The sequence below is a fragment of the Chryseobacterium camelliae genome (assembly GCF_002770595.1).
Lineage (GTDB): Bacteria > Bacteroidota > Bacteroidia > Flavobacteriales > Weeksellaceae > Chryseobacterium > Chryseobacterium camelliae.
The window spans coordinates 601,207-617,666 of sequence record NZ_CP022986.1 but is presented as its reverse complement, the minus strand read 5'-3'; the positions used below and the strand labels follow the sequence as shown (position 1 = coordinate 617,666).

At 43.6% G+C, this 16,460-nt stretch carries 13 protein-coding genes; 8 read left to right on the top strand and 5 right to left on the bottom strand.

The features are described 5' to 3' along the window. The 4 genes from CGB83_RS02820 to CGB83_RS02805 form a co-directional block, all read right to left on the bottom strand. Positions 1 to 714 carry an alpha/beta fold hydrolase gene (locus tag CGB83_RS02820; protein ID WP_100074423.1) on the bottom strand — a complete coding sequence of 238 codons (714 nt, stop codon included), beginning with the start codon at positions 712 to 714 and terminating at the stop codon, positions 1 to 3. 27 nt (positions 715 to 741) lie between these two features. Then, positions 742 to 1,953: an ATP-grasp domain-containing protein gene (locus CGB83_RS02815; protein WP_100074422.1), complete on the bottom strand. Its 1,212-nt coding sequence runs from the start codon at positions 1,951 to 1,953 to the stop codon at positions 742 to 744. Between the two features lie 139 nt (positions 1,954 to 2,092). Next, a complete protein-coding gene (locus CGB83_RS02810) occupies positions 2,093 to 3,508 on the bottom strand; it encodes a leucyl aminopeptidase family protein (protein ID WP_100074421.1) in 1,416 nt (471 codons plus the stop codon). Next, positions 3,492 to 4,637, bottom strand: a complete 1,146-nt coding sequence (locus CGB83_RS02805; protein ID WP_335621872.1) for an alpha/beta hydrolase-fold protein — start codon at positions 4,635 to 4,637, stop codon at positions 3,492 to 3,494. The genes CGB83_RS02810 and CGB83_RS02805 overlap by 17 nt, the downstream gene beginning before the upstream one ends. Before the next feature lie 210 nt (positions 4,638 to 4,847). Here CGB83_RS02805 and glgB point away from each other — a divergent pair, with 210 nt between their 5' ends. The 8 genes from glgB to apaG all read left to right on the top strand — a co-directional run bounded on the left by glgB (position 4,848) and on the right by apaG (position 15,844). Beyond that, positions 4,848 to 6,797, top strand: coding sequence for a 1,4-alpha-glucan branching protein GlgB (glgB, locus tag CGB83_RS02800; protein ID WP_172954673.1), 1,950 nt, complete (start codon positions 4,848 to 4,850; stop codon positions 6,795 to 6,797). A 7-nt stretch (positions 6,798 to 6,804) separates the two neighbouring features. Then, positions 6,805 to 8,211 (top strand): glycogen synthase, encoded by a 1,407-nt coding sequence (locus CGB83_RS02795; RefSeq protein WP_100074419.1) that lies wholly within the window; start codon positions 6,805 to 6,807, stop codon positions 8,209 to 8,211. Between the two features lie 2 nt (positions 8,212 to 8,213). Continuing rightward, positions 8,214 to 8,747, top strand: a complete 534-nt coding sequence (locus CGB83_RS02790) for a hypothetical protein (protein WP_100074418.1) — start codon at positions 8,214 to 8,216, stop codon at positions 8,745 to 8,747. A 13-nt stretch (positions 8,748 to 8,760) separates the two neighbouring features. Then, on the top strand, positions 8,761 to 10,029 hold the full coding sequence (locus tag CGB83_RS02785) for a glucose-1-phosphate adenylyltransferase (protein ID WP_100074417.1): 1,269 nt from the start codon (positions 8,761 to 8,763) through the stop codon (positions 10,027 to 10,029). A gap of 72 nt (positions 10,030 to 10,101) precedes the next feature. Next, a complete protein-coding gene (locus CGB83_RS02780) occupies positions 10,102 to 11,142 on the top strand; it encodes an SRPBCC family protein (RefSeq protein WP_100074416.1) in 1,041 nt (346 codons plus the stop codon). Between the two features lie 113 nt (positions 11,143 to 11,255). Then, a complete protein-coding gene (locus CGB83_RS02775) occupies positions 11,256 to 14,075 on the top strand; it encodes a 2-oxoglutarate dehydrogenase E1 component (protein WP_100074415.1) in 2,820 nt (939 codons plus the stop codon). 36 nt (positions 14,076 to 14,111) lie between these two features. Further along, entirely contained in the window at positions 14,112 to 15,377 is a 1,266-nt protein-coding gene (gene odhB, locus CGB83_RS02770) for a 2-oxoglutarate dehydrogenase complex dihydrolipoyllysine-residue succinyltransferase (RefSeq protein WP_100074414.1), read from the top strand. Positions 15,378 to 15,457: 80 nt separating this feature from the next. Continuing rightward, positions 15,458 to 15,844, top strand: a complete 387-nt coding sequence (apaG, locus tag CGB83_RS02765) for a Co2+/Mg2+ efflux protein ApaG (RefSeq protein ID WP_100074413.1) — start codon at positions 15,458 to 15,460, stop codon at positions 15,842 to 15,844. 46 nt (positions 15,845 to 15,890) lie between these two features. On the opposite strand, the gene CGB83_RS02760 is transcribed toward apaG, so the two are convergent. Continuing rightward, a complete protein-coding gene (locus tag CGB83_RS02760; protein ID WP_100074412.1) occupies positions 15,891 to 16,445 on the bottom strand; it encodes a 3'-5' exonuclease in 555 nt (184 codons plus the stop codon). Between the last annotated feature and the right edge of the window lie 15 nt (positions 16,446 to 16,460).

Genomic DNA, 16,460 nt, shown 5'->3' with positions numbered 1-16,460 from the left:
TCAGGAGAAAAAACGGCCCATAAACATGGGGAACACCATTCTCCAAAGCGGCCAGTCGTGGTTGATCCATTTCCGCTCGTCATACCAGAAATCAATGCCTTTGGCTCTCAGGAGTTCTGCCAGGTCGATGTTTTTATCCCTGCATATATCCTGATCGGAAGTGCTCAGTACAATATGCATATGCCTGTACTTCCACGCTTCGTCATTTTTTACGAATTCATTGGGACAGTTGAAATACACAAGGTCATCCGAATAACCATCCATAAAATTCCTGATGCTGAAAGCACCCGAAAGGCAGATCAGATGGGACACCAGATCCGGAAACCTGAAGGCTAAATTCGCTGCGTGATAGCCTCCGAAACTTGCTCCGGCCACCGCTACACGGTGGGTTTGATGGAGCTTCTGTATATAGGGCACAAACTCCTGAACCAGGAACTGAACATACCGTTCATAATTTCTGATCCTTTCCTGTGGAGGAATACCGTCGTCATAAAAGCTGCGGCTGTCTATAGTCTGGAGGTTGTACAGCTTAATTTTCCCCTGCTCGACAAGCCATCTGACGCTTCCGTTAAGGTGGAAATCATTATTCTGTGTATAGGATCCCTGTGAAGTAGGAAACATAATGACAGGATAGCCGTAATGCCCTGTAATTTCTACCGGGATATGAAGGCCTAAAATATTCGAGTAATAATCAGAATGTTCTATATGAGGCATGGTAAACGGATAAAAGGTAAACTTGATTTAACTGGTCGGCTTGGTTTTCGGAGGGAGGATACTCAGCATTTCCTCTTGTATTGTAACGGCAGCATCGTCCAGCTTTTCCTGAATGACGTCCGGATCATCCGACCGGAATACAATTCCGATGTGATAATCGATCGGAAGGAATTTTATGGCTTCTTCAGATTCAAAATCGCGGTAATCCGGACTCTGATCTTTGATGAGTGCTATGATCAGTCCTGCATAATATCCTTCCGGATCAGCTATTTTGTATTCTTTATTTTTCAGCAGTGCATCTTCAATCCTGGCCCATTCGCGCCAGATATTGATATGAGTGGCCGCCTCCACGAGGTCCGGGATATGGGCTCCTCCCACTCTTGATGAGGTTTCCAGGAAATACCATTTCCTATCATCTTTCCCTTTGATGAACTCCGTATGGGTAGCACCGTTTTTGAGGCCGAAAGCTGTAAGCAGCTGGCTGTTCAGATCGCTGAGTTCCATGAATTCATCTGAATCCGTTCCCAGGGTTTTGGTCATGAAGACGCCGCCTTCATGGGAAACCTGCATTGGAGGGGCAAGATATTGAGATGCGGAAGTGAAAATGGTATCGTTATTAAAAGTAAGGCTGTCTACATGGTAGACATCACCCGGCTTGAAGCTTTCCAGTAAAAAAAGATGGCGTTCGTCACCGAGAGCATTCAGGGCTTCCCAGAGCTCATATTCAGAATTGATCTTCCTGATTCCTGAAGCAGAAGCCTCGGAACGGGGCTTCAATACCCATGGAGCCGATACTTCCTGCGTAAAATGATGGATCTCATCATTGTTAAAGACAGCAGTGAATTCCGGAACATTGATCGTGGATTGATCAGCTTTCTGCCTCATCGCCAGTTTATCCCTGAAATACCGGTGGGTAGTCTGTCCCATTCCGGGAATACGGAAGGTTTCGCGGATGAGTGCGGCTTTTTCCACATCATAATCGTCAAGAGCCACTACAGCATCCACCTTTCTGGTCTGCATGAGGTAAGAAAACCCCTGTACAAGATGATCGAGGTTCCAGACAGATGGTTTTGACTCAGGCATGTAGAAGGTTTCTTCAATGGCATGCCATGGCCAGTGCTTGTCCCTCAGGTTTTCTGAAGTGATCAGGATAACCCTGTTACCGAGTTTCTGCATTTCATCCATGAAATCGTAACCCTTGTAATAGCAGGAAATGCACACAATGATTTTCTCCTTCATACCATGTTTTTTGATATTTGGTGAATTTTCAGAAATGAAAGCCTGTCATCAGTATATATTCTACAACAAAACTTACGGGAACATAATGATCTGAAAATCCATATCAATGATACAGAGAATTTTCTTAATACGCTAATTTTTAATGATAATTTTCAATTAAATCGATCAGCAGCTGTACACCGAATCCGGTTGCTCCTTTCTCTTTGGCATAGCCCACGTTTCCGAACGCAACTCCGGCAATATCAAGATGGGCCCATTTCGGATGGCCTTCGATGAAGTTCTGCAGGAACTTAGCTGCAATAATACAGTCGCCGACAGGCTTCATAGAGATATTTTTGATATCTGCCACATCAGACCGGATATCCTCGTTCCAGATGTCCCACAAAGGAAGGTTCCACAATCGCTGGTGAGTGGCTTCTCCGCTTTTCAGCAACAGGTTTTTAAGGGACTCATCATTGGAAAATAACGCACCGCACGTATCTCCGAACATCCTTACCGAGCTTCCGGTCAGGGTGGCAAGGTCGATCAGAAGATCAGTTGTGTAGTTCTTGGCAAGGTAAGACAGGCTGTCTGCAAGGATCATTCTGCCTTCGGCATCCGTATTAAGCACCTCAATCGTTTTCCCGTTGTAAGCTGTGATGACATCACTGGGAAGGAAAGCTTTCTCGGATATGGCATTGTCTGTTACGGGAAGTATCGCAATAATATTCACCGGCAACTCCATTTCGGCGGCATAAATGAGGGTTCCCAAAACAGCTGTTGCTCCTCCCATATCGGATTTCATATAATGCATATTATCCGGATTTTTCAGGGAGACTCCTCCGGTATCAAAAAGTACGCACTTTCCGACCAGGCCGAAAGTCTTTGCGTTTTTAATCTGGGTTCTGTACTCCAGGATGGTAAAGGCGGCATCGTAAGCGCTTCCCTGATTGACGGATAGATAGGCGCCTAATCCGAGTTCCTCACATTTTTTCCGGTTGAAAGCGGTGTACTTAAAACCGTATTTTTTCGCTGTATTTTTAAGATAAGCACCGAATACATCGGGTTTTTTAAGGTTTGCAGGTTTATTCAGCCATTCCTGGCAGGCAGTCTGGCCGTTGCATAAAGCATGGGCACGCTGTGTAATGAGATCCAGTTTTTTCTGGCTGATGTTCTGGGAATGAATTTCAAATGCAGGATCCCAGACTGTATGTTTCTTCTCAAAAGGGTATTCGTACGTTCCGGTAAGCAGGCCTTTGATCCACTCTTCGAACTGCTTTTCACTCAGGAAATCGGCCAGAAGTAATGTTGGAACAGCCTTCAGGGTCGCTTTTTGGGTCTGGGAAAATTTTACAGCAACCTGCTGAATCTCAAAATTACGGAGATCTGCTTTTCCGAGCCCGATAAAATAAGCGGTGCCTTCCTCATGGACATGGATGAAGACCTCATATTTTTTTCCGCTGAAGAATGTAGAAATGCCCGGGTTAAAATTTTTGTTGATCTTTGTCCATTCCTCTTCGGTAAAAAGATGAAAGACCTGGGTATAATTCCTGTTTTTTTTATTGATCAGTTTCATTGGATTGTTTTTTTGCGCTTTGTTGTTGGGGCGGAACTTCGGCTGGATTTTCACTGTTATCGTAAAACAGCCATTCTATAGCTCTGGGAAATTCCCTGGACCAGTAAAACTCGCTGTGGGTTCCCTCAGGATTAATGCTGGTTCGGAATTCAAAATCAAACAGATTATGGTCTTCCCATTTCTTCAGGGATTCTTCAAACATCTGGATCCTGCGGACCATTTTAGATCCTTCATGGCCACCGCCATAGAGGTAAATTTTAGTTTTGAACGGTACCCGGAAATTCATCATGGGGAAATTATTATTCGGTTCTACCCACAAAGAGGGTGAGAAGATGAGCAGTTTTGAATAGACTTCAGGATAGAGGAAACCACTGTAAATGCTGATGAGCGCACCTAGCGAGCTTCCGCCGATCCCCGTATTGTCCCGGTCCTTCAGTGTGCGGTAGTGCTGGTCAATATGAGGTTTTAACGTATCGGTAATGAAACGGATGTATTTTTTGCCTTCTGAACCGTTGGAAACATGGTCATTATCGAAGATATATTCCTTGATACGGTCCTTGCTTCCGTGGTCCACAGCAATGACAATAAGATCGCCTCGGCCATATTCAGCCAGTACGGATAGTTTTTTATCGATTTCCCAGTTTCCGTATTCGCTTCCTTCATTAAACAGGTTCTGGGCATCCTGCAGGTACAGTACAGGATATTTTTTTTCAGAAGTATAATAGTCATGGGGCAGGAGTGCCCATACTTTACGGTAGCGGTCCAGTTGAGGGATATAAAATTGCTCTGAAACTACTTCTGCTACAGGGAAATATTCTTTCTTAAACGGTCCCCAGTTAAGCCTCCAGTTGTCCACCGTATCGGAAGTTTTCCCTGCTGATTTCGGGATTCTGCGGTTTGGGGTGATATTGCCGTTTTTATCCAGTTCAACATTCTCCCATCCGCCGCGGGTAAACTTATATTCTATATATTCCGGTAAAGCTTCCGGGTCTTTTTCAATACAGTAGATGCCTGAATCCAGCGGCTTCATCCTGCACCGCTCGTCACGGGGGTTCCAGCCGTTGAAATTTCCGGTGATGTAAACCGGCCTTTCATCTGTTTTGCCGGTATGCAATTCAAACCTCATCATGAGCGTTTCATAAAATTTAACCGTTAAATCTATGAAAAATCTTTAGAAAGAAGGGTATCCCGAGTCACAAATCTCTCAAAGAAAAAATGATATATTTGATGAGCTTTTGAAGCATAAAATCAATGCGGCAAATATTCATTGAGAGTTAACAGTCGATAATGATATTTTTCGTATTTTCAATGAAAATATATAATAACTAGATCACAACTGATGGATTCGGTGACAATACACAGTCTTTTTACGGAACATGATATTTACCTTTTTAAAGAAGGTAAGCATTACAAGCTGTATGATAAATTCGGGGCACATTCCGTAGAAAATAAAGGGATACAGGGTGTTTATTTCTCTGTCTGGGCACCCAATGCCGCAAAGGTTTCGGTAATCGGCAATTTTAATGGCTGGAACCACCGGGAGCATATCCTGTTTCCCCGATGGGACGGCTCAGGAATCTGGGAAGGGTTTATTGCCGGACTTACTTGGGGGACTTTATACAAATATGCCATAGAAACCGCACACGGTGAAATCCTGGAAAAAAGCGACCCGTATGCGCTGAGCTGGGAGCAGAATCTCCAGGCTGCTTCACTGGTCTCTACAACGTGGTATGAATGGGAGGATGAGAAGTGGTTGTCTGAGCGATGGAAAAAAAACAGCATTACCGCTCCTATTTCCGTCTACGAGATGCATCTGGCTTCCTGGATGAAGAATGAGAATGATCCTGAACGGGTGCTGAATTACAGGGATATTGCCGAAAGACTGGTTCCCTATATCCTTGAAATGGGATTCACCCATGTAGAATTCATGCCTTTGATGGAGTATCCGTATGATCCGAGCTGGGGCTACCAGATTACCGGATTTTATGCAGCGACATCACGTTTCGGTTCTCCGCAGGACCTGATGTTCCTGATTGATCAGCTCCACAAAAACAATATCGGTGTGATCCTGGACTGGGTACCGTCCCATTTTCCCGGTGATGCCAACGGCCTGTACCGTTTTGACGGTTCTTTCCTGTATGAACATGAAGATCCCAGGAAAGGCTTTCATCCCGACTGGAAATCCTATATTTTCAATTATGGAAGAAATGAAGTGAAATCTTTCCTGATTTCAAACGCGATGTTCTGGCTGGACCGGTATCATGCAGACGGACTGCGGGTGGATGCGGTAACTTCCATGCTTCACCTTGATTATTCGAGAAACGAGGGGGAATGGGAGCCTAATATTTATGGCGAAAACGTCAACCTCGAAGCCAAAACTTTCCTTCAGGAATTCAATACAGCCGTTTACGGCGAGTTTGGTAACAGCATCATGACCATTGCCGAGGAAAGCTCAGATTTCCCGATGCTCACCAAGCCGGTTCATTCTGGCGGAGTAGGCTTCGGCATGAAATGGATGATGGGATGGATGCATGATACGCTGGATTATTTTAAAGAATATCCTTCAGACAGAAAATTTTTTCATCATAAGCTGACATTTGCCTCCATGTACATGTTTAATGAGAACTACATGATGCCTTTGTCGCACGATGAAGTGGTACACGGGAAATCCAGCCTGATTTACAAGATGGTAGGGGATGAGTGGCAGAAGTTTGCCAATCTCCGCGCACTTTACGTTTATATGTTTACCCATCCGGGCGCAAAGCTTTTATTCATGGGAAATGAGTTCGGGCAGACGCGGGAGTGGAATTTCCGGCAGAGTTTGGACTGGCATTTGTTGCAATACAGCGTGCACAAAGGATTGCAGGCATTGGTTAAGGATCTGAACCAACTGTACAGAACCGAAAAAGCGATGTATGAAAACCAGTTCAGCAGTGACGGTTTTGAATGGGTACAGGCCGATGACCAGGAAAACTCCGTATACGTTTATCTGCGGAAAGGAAAGCTTAAGGACGATGTCTGCATGGTCATACTCAATCTTACCCCAAACGTAATGGATTATAAGATCGGGGTAGATGCGGTAACGCACTGGAAGGTGATTTTCAATTCCGATGACGAACAGTATGCCGGAAGCGGCGTACATCCGGAGATTTTCCGGGAAGATGATGAAGACTGGATGAATCATCCCAAATCCATCAGCATCAGGATATCTCCGCTTGCAGGGATCGTGCTGAAGAAGAAAAAGGAGAAGGCACACGCACAAAAAAGAATTAAATTACACAAAAGATAAAAGTACAATGGTTATTTATCATCTCAGTACGGAGTGTTATCCGGTAGCAAAAGTCGGGGGACTGGCGGATGTGGTAGGGGCGCTTCCGAAATATCAGAATACGATCGAAAATATTGATGCAAAAGTGGTCATGCCATGGTACAATAAGCCATTCGTTCATGAGCATGAATTTGATGTTGTTTTCGACGGCTTCATCCATCAGGGACCTACTATGCTCCAAGTCCTGGTTATGAAGGAAAGAACCAGTGTATTGGGATTTGAATTGTATATGGTAAAGGTTCCCGGTCTTCTGGACAGGGATAACCCGTACGGTTACCAGGATGAAAACTTTCAGTTTATTGCATTTCAGCATGCTGTACTGCACTGGCTGAGCGCCATGCAGATCCGTCCGGATGTACTGCACTGCCATGACTATCATACAGGATTGGTGCCTTTCATGATTGAGCACTGCCCGGAATTCGGATTCCTGCGGGGGGTGAAAACCATTGCGACGATCCATAACGGGGAATACCAGGGGATGATGAGCTGGGAAATGGCGAAATATATGCCGGGATTCGATTCCTATCAATGGGGGCTTCTGGACTGGAACGGGCTGATCAATCCGCTGGCATGCATGATCAAATGTTCCCATTCCTTTACAACGGTTTCACAGGGATATCTTGAGGAACTGTATGTAAGTTTCCACGGACTGGAACATCTGATCCGTAATGAATATGGAAAAGCTTACGGCATTATCAATGGCATTGATACGGAAGTATGGAATCCTGAGACGGATCCGATGCTGGACTATAACTTCAATATCCGTAATGCTGTAGAACAGAAAAAAAGAAATAAGGAAAAACTCTGCAAGGAATACGGCTTGCGGCCTGAGCTTCCGCTTTTTGCTTTTATCGGAAGGTTTGCCACTGAAAAAGGAGCTGACCTTCTGCCGGACATGGTCTGGAGAAGCATCACGCAGACAAGCGGGGCACTGAATATTATGATTCTCGGATCCGGCAATGCAGCGATTGAGAACAAACTAAAAGAATTTGATTATATCTATTCCAATTTTGCGGTGGACCTGGGATATAAGGAGTATCTGTCCCATAAAATTTATGCATCTGCCGACTTTCTCCTGATGCCATCCAGGGTAGAGCCTTGCGGACTGAACCAGATGTATTCCATGAGGTATGGAACGGTTCCGGTGGTCCGCTATACCGGTGGGCTCAAGGATACGGTACAGGATGTTTCAACGGGAGGGGCAGGCCTTAATTTTAGTTATGCCGGAGTAGATGACATTGTTCATGCTATGGAAAGAGCTTTAAGCATCTACAGCCGCAAAGAGATGATGAACAGCCTGATCCATGCCAATATGAGCTTTGATTTTGCCTGGGAAAAATCGGCAGAAAAATATATTGCACTCTATAGAAAATAATCATGTACAGGTGGCTCATTTGTTTTTTTCTGTGCATTTTATTCACCTCTTGCAGAAAGCAAGCATTAAAGGACAGCAAAGGATATTACAGAATTCTGGGTTACGGATATCCTGATACAGATGCTACCAAAGCCAGAGTTGCAATTGCAGATTACTGGAAAATAAAATATGATGCAGTTGCGGAATGTATGGTTGATCAGAAATTAGTTGACAGTGTCAACACAATGAACGAGGCAACCTATGCTGTACTTGAACAGGAATATGGAAAAAACTGGAAAGAAAGATACGATAAAGATATCAGGAATTTTCCGTTAACGAGTGCAACAATTATGGATATTCTGATCACCAGCCGCATGTTCCGGAAACAATTGGACAAATATTGTATAAAAATTGATAATGTAAACAAAATGGTAAGAATGTTGAAGGATAATATTTATGAAGTTACCATCTATAATGAAGAACTTAAAGCTAATAATGAAAGATGCTTTACGGTGCAGGTAGATACCGGAAGCAGAACAGTAAACTTAATAAAATAAACGCAAGATATTTATGAAACGCAATGTCATTTCCATTGTTTTAGGCGGAGGCCGGGGAACGAGATTATTCCCTCTTACCTATACCAGATCAAAGCCGGCAGTTCCAATCGCCGGAAAATACAGGCTCGTGGATATTCCTATTTCTAACTGCCTGAATTCAGGATTGAATAAGATCCTGGTGTTAACCCAGTTTAATTCAGCCTCTTTAAATTCACATATCAAAAATTCTTACCATTTTGATATTTTCAGCAAAGGTTTCGTAGACATCCTTGCTGCCGAGCAGAATGTGGAAAATGAAAGCTGGTACCAGGGAACAGCCGATGCAGTAAGACAATCCATGAAACATTTGGAAAAGTATGATTATGACCATATATTAATTCTTTCGGGAGACCAGCTATACCAGATGGATTTCAGGGAAATGCTGGATTTCCATATGGAAAAAGGCGGTGATGTTACCATTGCCACAATTCCGGTAAATGCCAAAGATGCTACCGGCTTCGGAATCTTAAAGTCTGATGATGAAGGGAATATCACTTCTTTCTGGGAAAAACCGGCTTATGATGAGCTGGGGGATCTTAAGTCTGAAGTGTCAGAAGAAAACAAGCATCTGGGTAAAGAATATCTTGCTTCCATGGGAATCTATATTTTCAATAAAAACATTCTTAAAAAGATGTTTGAAGAAGGAGCAGGAGATGATTTTGGAAAAGATATCATTCCCAACTCCATTGGGAAATATACTACCCTAAGCTATCAGTATGAAGGCTACTGGACGGATATAGGAACCATTGAGTCTTTTTATGAAGCTAACCTGGATCTTTGCCAGGATTTTCCCAAATTCAACTTGTTTTCCACATCACCGATCTATACCAGGGCGAGAATGCTCCCGCCGTCTAAAATCAACGGTTCTTACGTAAGCAAGGCAGTTTTCGGGGACGGATGTATCATTATGGCTGACAAGATAGAGAATTCTGTCATTGGTAACCGGATGAGGATTGACAAGGGGAGTACCATTGTCAATTCCTATGTGATGGGTGCGGATTTCTACCAGACTACCGCCGATATCGTTTCCAATGAAAAGACCAATTTCCCGAATATGGGAATAGGCAAGTACTGTTATATAGAAAAAGCCATTATCGATAAAAACTGCTATATCGGAGACAATGTAAGGATTATTGGCGGAAGGCACTTAGAAGACGGAGATTACGGGACACATGCCGTACAGGACGGGATCGTAGTCGTGAAAAAAGGAGCTGTGCTTCCTGCGGGAACCCATATCGGATAAGAAATTTACATATAGCTATAACTAGAGTGATCAGATATTGGTCACTTTTTTTATTTGTCTTACTTTTGTGTGATGCGTGTTTTCAGAATCCTAAGTGTAATTGTGATTATCCTGGTGGGAGCTTATGCCCTTTCCATGTATTATTTTGTTGATGAAAGCAAAAGCTTTACCATCGAAAAAGAGATCGATTATCCGGTAGACAAAGTCTTTTCCCAGTTCAACAACCTGCAGAGCTTCACCCGCTGGAACAACTTTTTCAGCAGCTCTCCTTCCATCGATATTGATTATTATACGCCCTACGAAGGACAGGGAAGCTCTATAAGCTATGTCGATCCAAAAAATGAAACCGATGGCGAAATGTTCATCCGGTATGAAAATCCGGGAAAAACCCTTAGATACCAGCTTTTTGAAGACCGCAATGAAAACCCTACTTTGGTTGATGTGAAATTTAAATCCCTGTCGCCACAGAAAACAAGCATTACCTGGCGCGTTTCTACACCCAAACTTTCACTGTTCAGGCGTGTAGAGAATTTCTGGACGGAAGACCGTTTTGCCGATAATATTGACAAAAGCATGATTAAGCTCAAAAATGTCCTGGGGAATAAGGTTGAAAAAGACAATCAGCTGGCGTCCATAAAGTACGACAGCCTTATGGTGGAAAAGGACGAATCCCAGCTGCTGTTGGGGGTCAATGTAAGTGCATCGAATAAAAATGATGCCCTGTACAAAAATATTGTCATGAACTACAATAAAGTGTACAACTATGTAACAATGGACCTGGGTAAGAAAGATGATGAATTCGGGTATGCTGTCCTGGTTACCGATGCCGATAATTACAAAGACAAAGAAGTATCTTATTTTATGGGGATTCCGCTGTCTAACAAAACCGGAGTCAGCGACAATAATTTCAGTTTCAGGACGATTAATGCGACGGAAAATTACGTCATGTATTATAAAGGGACCTATGCAGGAAGGGTGAAAGCAATTCAGCAGCTTATCCAACAGGCAAAGAAGAATGAAATGCGTTTCGGGGATATCCGCCAGATGTTTATAGAACGCCCTCTGGAAGACCAGGAAGTCAATATGAAACTGTCTCTCTCTGTCTATAAATAGTTTCTGTATCCATAGTTTTTTTAAATGGTTTGAGCCTGTGCCACCTCGGTTTTTTTTATTACATTTGAAGATTAATTCGACAAACAAATTTTAATAACAGATAAACTGTAATAATGGACAGATTTTCATTCCTAAACGCAGCTCATTCTCAGTTAATTGAGGATTTATACCAACAGTATTTAAAATATCCGGATTCTCTGGAACCATCATGGAAAGCCTTCTTTCAGGGCTTTGATTTTGCTTTGGAGACTTACGGTGATGAAGATAATGTCCAGTACGTTCAGGCACCCGCAGCTCAGTCAGCCCCTGCGGTAAATCAAATGGCTCAGGCGGTTTCCAACGGAGAAGTTCCTGAACATATCAAAAAAGAATTTAAGGTTGTTAACCTTATCGAAGCATACAGAACAAGAGGACACCTCTTCACTAAAACCAATCCGGTAAGAGAGAGAAGGCATTATGCCCCAACTCTGGATATTGAAAATTTCGGTCTCAGCAAAGAAGACCTGAATACCAAATTCAACTGCGCTACGGAAACCGGAATGAAAGGTCCTGCTACATTACAGGAGCTGATCCACCATCTTGAGAACATCTACTGTGATTCCATCGGAGTAGAGTACATGCACATTAACAATGTGGAAGAAAAGGACTTCATCAAGCAATGGCTGCAGGTTAATGAGAACCATCCGAACCTTTCGGCAAACGAAAAAACGGAAATTCTTTTAAAGCTCAACCAGGCAGTTGCTTTTGAAAATTACCTTCACACCAAATTCGTAGGCCAGAAAAGGTTCTCCCTCGAAGGAGGAGAAACACTGATCCCTGCATTGGATCAGCTGATCTCAAGATCTTCCCAGCTGGGTGTGGATGAAGTGGTTTTAGGCATGGCCCACAGAGGAAGGCTGAATGTGCTTTCCAATATTTTCGGGAAATCCTACAAACAGATTTTCTCAGAATTTGAAGGAAAAGAATTTGAGGAAGATGTATTTTCCGGTGACGTGAAATACCACTTAGGTTCTTCTAAAAAAATAAAAACAGCGTCTGGAGAAGAAGTTTCCATCAACCTTACTCCGAACCCATCCCACCTGGAAACGGTTGCCGCTCTTGTAGAGGGGATCTGCCGTGCTAAAGTGGATGATAAATACAAAGGGGATTATTCCAAGATCCTACCGATTGTCATCCATGGTGACGGAGCTATCGCAGGACAGGGTATTGCTTACGAGGTTGCCCAGATGATGACCCTGGAAGGCTACAGGACAGGAGGAACCGTTCATATCGTAGTGAATAACCAGGTATCATTTACCACGAATTATGCCGATGCAAGGTCTTCAACATACTGTACGGATATCGCCAAAGTAACGGAATCACCGGTGATGCACGTGAACGCAGATGATGCTGAAGCAGTGGTGCATGCCATCCATTTCGCTGCAGATTACAGAGCGAAATTCGGGAAAGATGTTTACATCGACCTGCTAGGGTACAGAAAATACGGACACAACGAAGGTGATGAGCCAAGGTTCACACAGCCTAATTTGTATAAACTGATCTCCAAGCATCCGAACCCGAGAGAAATTTATAAAGACAAGCTGATCAACGACAGTGTTATTTCCGACGATGTTCTTAAGAATATGGAAGTAAACTTCAAGCAGCTTTTAGATAAAGACTTTGACGCATCCAAAGAAATTGAAAAGAACGTGATGGATGTATTCATGGCAGACGACTGGACTAATTATCCGATTGCCAAAAGAGGAGCCGTTCAGGAAGCTGTTAATACTCAGTATGACCCTGAGAAACTGAAGGAACTGGCCATTAAAATGTCCACGCTTCCGGCAGACAAGAAATTCATCAATAAGATTACGAGGCTGTTCGATAACCGTATCAAAGCAATTGAAGGGAATTCCCTTGACTGGGCTTTAGGGGAATGGCTTGCTTATGCAACTCTTCTTACTGAAGGACATAATGTAAGGATTTCCGGTGAGGATGTGGAAAGAGGTACATTCTCCCATAGGCATGCCGTTGTGAAAACGGAAGATACGGAAGAAGAATACATCCCTTTAAGGCATGTTTCCGACAACAGGTTTGACGTGTACAATTCCCACCTTTCAGAATACGGGGTGTTAGGATTTGATTACGGATACGCCATGGCTTCACCCAATACCCTGACGATCTGGGAAGCACAGTTCGGTGATTTCGTGAATGGGGCGCAGATTATTGTAGACCAGTATCTGGCTGCCGCAGAAGAGAAATGGAAAATCCAGGACGGGTTGGTAATGCTGTTGCCTCACGGTTCGGAAGGGCAGGGTGCAGAGCATTCTTCCGCCAGACTGGAAAGATTCCTTACCCTTTGTGCCAATGAGAATATGGTGGTGGCCAATATTACTTCACCAGCCAACTACTTCCACTTGTTGAGAAGACAGCTGAAATGGTCATTCAGGAAGCCGCTGATCGTTATGAGCCCGAAATCATTGCTGAGACACCCGAAAGTGGTTTCTCCGCTGGAAGATTTCGCCAACGGTTCATTCCAGCCTGTTTTGGATGATGCTACCGCTAATCCTGATAAAGTTGAGAAACTGGTTCTGTGTTCAGGTAAGCTTTACTTCGAACTCCTTGCGAAGAAAGAAGAACTGAATGCTGAAAATGTAGCCTTGGTAAGATTTGAGCAGTTGTATCCGTTACAGGCCGATGCCATCGAACAGATCTTCAGCAAATACGGAAACAGGAAACAGCTGATCTGGGCTCAGGAAGAACCTGAAAACATGGGAGCATGGTCCTACATCCTGAGAAACTTCAGAGATACAGGAATCCAGGTAATTGCCCCTGTACCGAGCGGAGCACCGGCACCTGGAAGCCATAAAATGTTTGAGAAAAATCAGAATATGGTAATCAACAGGGTGTTCGACAGAGAAGATATGCCTGCTAAAAGACCGGTAACCGCTTAATTAAATAATAATCCATTAAAAATAAAAATACTCGATATGTCAGTTTTAGAAATGAAAGTTCCTTCACCGGGCGAATCAATTACAGAAGTTGAAATTGCAACCTGGCTTGTGAAAGATGGTGATTATGTAGAAAAAGATCAGCCAATCGCTGAGGTAGACTCAGACAAAGCCACCCTTGAATTGCCTGCTGAACAAAGCGGTATAATTACTTTAAAGGCAGAAGAGGGAGACGTGGTACAGGTAGGCCAGGTCGTTTGTTTAATTGATATGGACGCTGCTAAACCTGAAGGAGGAAGCCCTGCGGCTCCTGCTGCCGAAGCTCCGAAAAAAGAAGAAGCTCCTAAAGCAGCTGAGCCTGCAAAACAGGAAGCTCCAAAACCTGCTGCTCAGCCGGCAGCTGCAACACAGACATATGCTACAGGTGCTCCGTCTCCTGCCGCAAAGAAAATTTTAGATGAAAAAGGAATGGATGCTGGTCAGGTATCCGGAACAGGAAGAGACGGCAGAATCACTAAGACTGACGCAGAACTGGCTGCTGTTCCTGCTATGGGGGGAACTTCCCTTACTGCAACCGGATCAAGATCTACAACCACTACTAAACTTTCTGTTTTAAGAAGAAAAGTAGCGTCAAGATTGGTCTCTGTGAAGAATGAGACTGCCATGCTGACGACTTTTAACGAGGTAGACATGTCTGAAATCTTCAGAATCAGAAAACAATATAAAGACGAATTCGCTCAGAAACACGGGATTGGCCTTGGTTTCATGTCTTTCTTTACGAAAGCGGTAACCAGAGCATTACAAATGTATCCTGATGTGAACGCATCCATTGATGGTGATTTCAAAGTAAATTATGATTTCTGCGATATTTCCGTAGCGGTTTCAGGACCTAAAGGATTGATGGTTCCTGTATTGAGGAATGCAGAGAACATGACCTTTAAAGGAGTGGAAGCAAACATCAAGAATCTTGCTGAAAAAGTAAGAGACGGAAAGATTACCGTAGACGAAATGACCGGAGGTACGTTTACGATCACTAACGGAGGAGTATTCGGGTCTATGCTTTCTACTCCGATCATTAACCCGCCGCAGTCTGCTATCTTGGGCATGCACAACATCATCCAGAGACCGGTTGCCGTAGACGGACAGGTTGTAATCCGCCCGATGATGTACGTAGCGATGTCTTATGACCACAGGATTATTGACGGAAGGGAATCTGTTGGATTCCTGGTAGCTGTAAAAGAAGCTATCGACAACCCTGTAGCAGTATTAATGGGAGGTGATGAGAGAAAAGCACTAGAGCTTTAATTTTCATCAATATCAGATAAACTTATAATCTCGCCTTGCAAAAGGCGAGATTTTTGTATAGATTTGAGAAAATACCAGGTATGTTCTCAAAAACGACTTCAAACATTAAAGTTTCAGTGGTTCCTGAATACGACACTAAAAACAGTTATCCCTCGGAAAACCGGTACGTTTTTAAGTACAACATCACCATTGAGAATTCAGGTAGTTTTCCCATAAAAATCCTGAAGAGAAAATGGCTGGTTTTCGATGTCGGCTTCGGCTATACGGAAATCGTAGGCGACGGGGTTATCGGACTCACTCCTGAAATTGCTGTCGGTGATCAGTTCGATTATTTCTCCAATGTCATGCTCCGCTCCGGAGTGGGGAATATGAGCGGGAAATACCTCATCAGAAATATGGAAACAGAAGAAAGCTTTGAAGTGGATATCCCTAAATTCAATCTGCTTTCTGAGGTATTGAGCAATTAAAGCCTTATCTTATTGTACACTTAAGGCATTGACAGTGCTTTGAAACTTACAGCTTTTTAATCTTCAGTTTCATAAAGTCATGGATTTCATCATTACTGGTAAGAAACAGTTTTTCAAAGGCCAGCAGGGAAATTTTTGCACAGACTTCTGCATCAGCACCGGCACGGTGGTGGTTGAATTTAATCTCATGGTATTCTGCCAGGTGTTTCAATCCATATCTTGGAAGGTAATTCCATGACTGCTTAGCCAGCTGGATGCTGCATAAATAGTTGAGTTTAGGGGAAAACATTCCGTAATGGCCCAGGCATCCCCTGAGTACCCCTGCATCAAAACTCGCATTATGGGCAATCATCAGGGTGCCATACATCATTTCATCTGCTTCATACCAGATTTCATCAAAAGTAGGTGCATCCTGAACATCTTCCGGATTAATACCGTGAACGGCAATATTCCTCGGACTGAAATACGGGAAGCTTGGCGGCTTGATCAGCCAGGTCCTGGTCTCCACAATTTTTGAGTCCTGCACAATGCAGATTCCCATTTCACAGGCAGAGCTTCTGTCATGGGTAGCCGTTTCAAAGTCTATAGCGCAGAAATCCATTGGATAAAGTTATGA

What these genes read in the sequence shown, in the direction of transcription:
- glgB (WP_172954673.1), top strand. Translation starts at nt 4,848, where the DNA reads ATGGATTCGGTGACAATACACAGTCTTTTTACGGAACATGATATTTAC.
- CGB83_RS02760 (WP_100074412.1), bottom strand. Translation starts at nt 16,445, where the DNA reads ATGGATTTCTGCGCTATAGACTTTGAAACGGCTACCCATGACAGAAGC.
- CGB83_RS02795 (WP_100074419.1), top strand. Translation starts at nt 6,805, where the DNA reads ATGGTTATTTATCATCTCAGTACGGAGTGTTATCCGGTAGCAAAAGTC.
- odhB (WP_100074414.1), top strand. Translation starts at nt 14,112, where the DNA reads ATGTCAGTTTTAGAAATGAAAGTTCCTTCACCGGGCGAATCAATTACA.
- CGB83_RS02785 (WP_100074417.1), top strand. Translation starts at nt 8,761, where the DNA reads ATGAAACGCAATGTCATTTCCATTGTTTTAGGCGGAGGCCGGGGAACG.
- CGB83_RS02820 (WP_100074423.1), bottom strand. Translation starts at nt 714, where the DNA reads ATGCCTCATATAGAACATTCTGATTATTACTCGAATATTTTAGGCCTT.
- CGB83_RS02815 (WP_100074422.1), bottom strand. Translation starts at nt 1,953, where the DNA reads ATGAAGGAGAAAATCATTGTGTGCATTTCCTGCTATTACAAGGGTTAC.
- apaG (WP_100074413.1), top strand. Translation starts at nt 15,458, where the DNA reads ATGTTCTCAAAAACGACTTCAAACATTAAAGTTTCAGTGGTTCCTGAA.
- CGB83_RS02780 (WP_100074416.1), top strand. Translation starts at nt 10,102, where the DNA reads ATGCGTGTTTTCAGAATCCTAAGTGTAATTGTGATTATCCTGGTGGGA.
- CGB83_RS02810 (WP_100074421.1), bottom strand. Translation starts at nt 3,508, where the DNA reads ATGAAACTGATCAATAAAAAAAACAGGAATTATACCCAGGTCTTTCAT.
- CGB83_RS02775 (WP_100074415.1), top strand. Translation starts at nt 11,256, where the DNA reads ATGGACAGATTTTCATTCCTAAACGCAGCTCATTCTCAGTTAATTGAG.
- CGB83_RS02790 (WP_100074418.1), top strand. Translation starts at nt 8,214, where the DNA reads ATGTACAGGTGGCTCATTTGTTTTTTTCTGTGCATTTTATTCACCTCT.
- CGB83_RS02805 (WP_335621872.1), bottom strand. Translation starts at nt 4,637, where the DNA reads ATGATGAGGTTTGAATTGCATACCGGCAAAACAGATGAAAGGCCGGTT.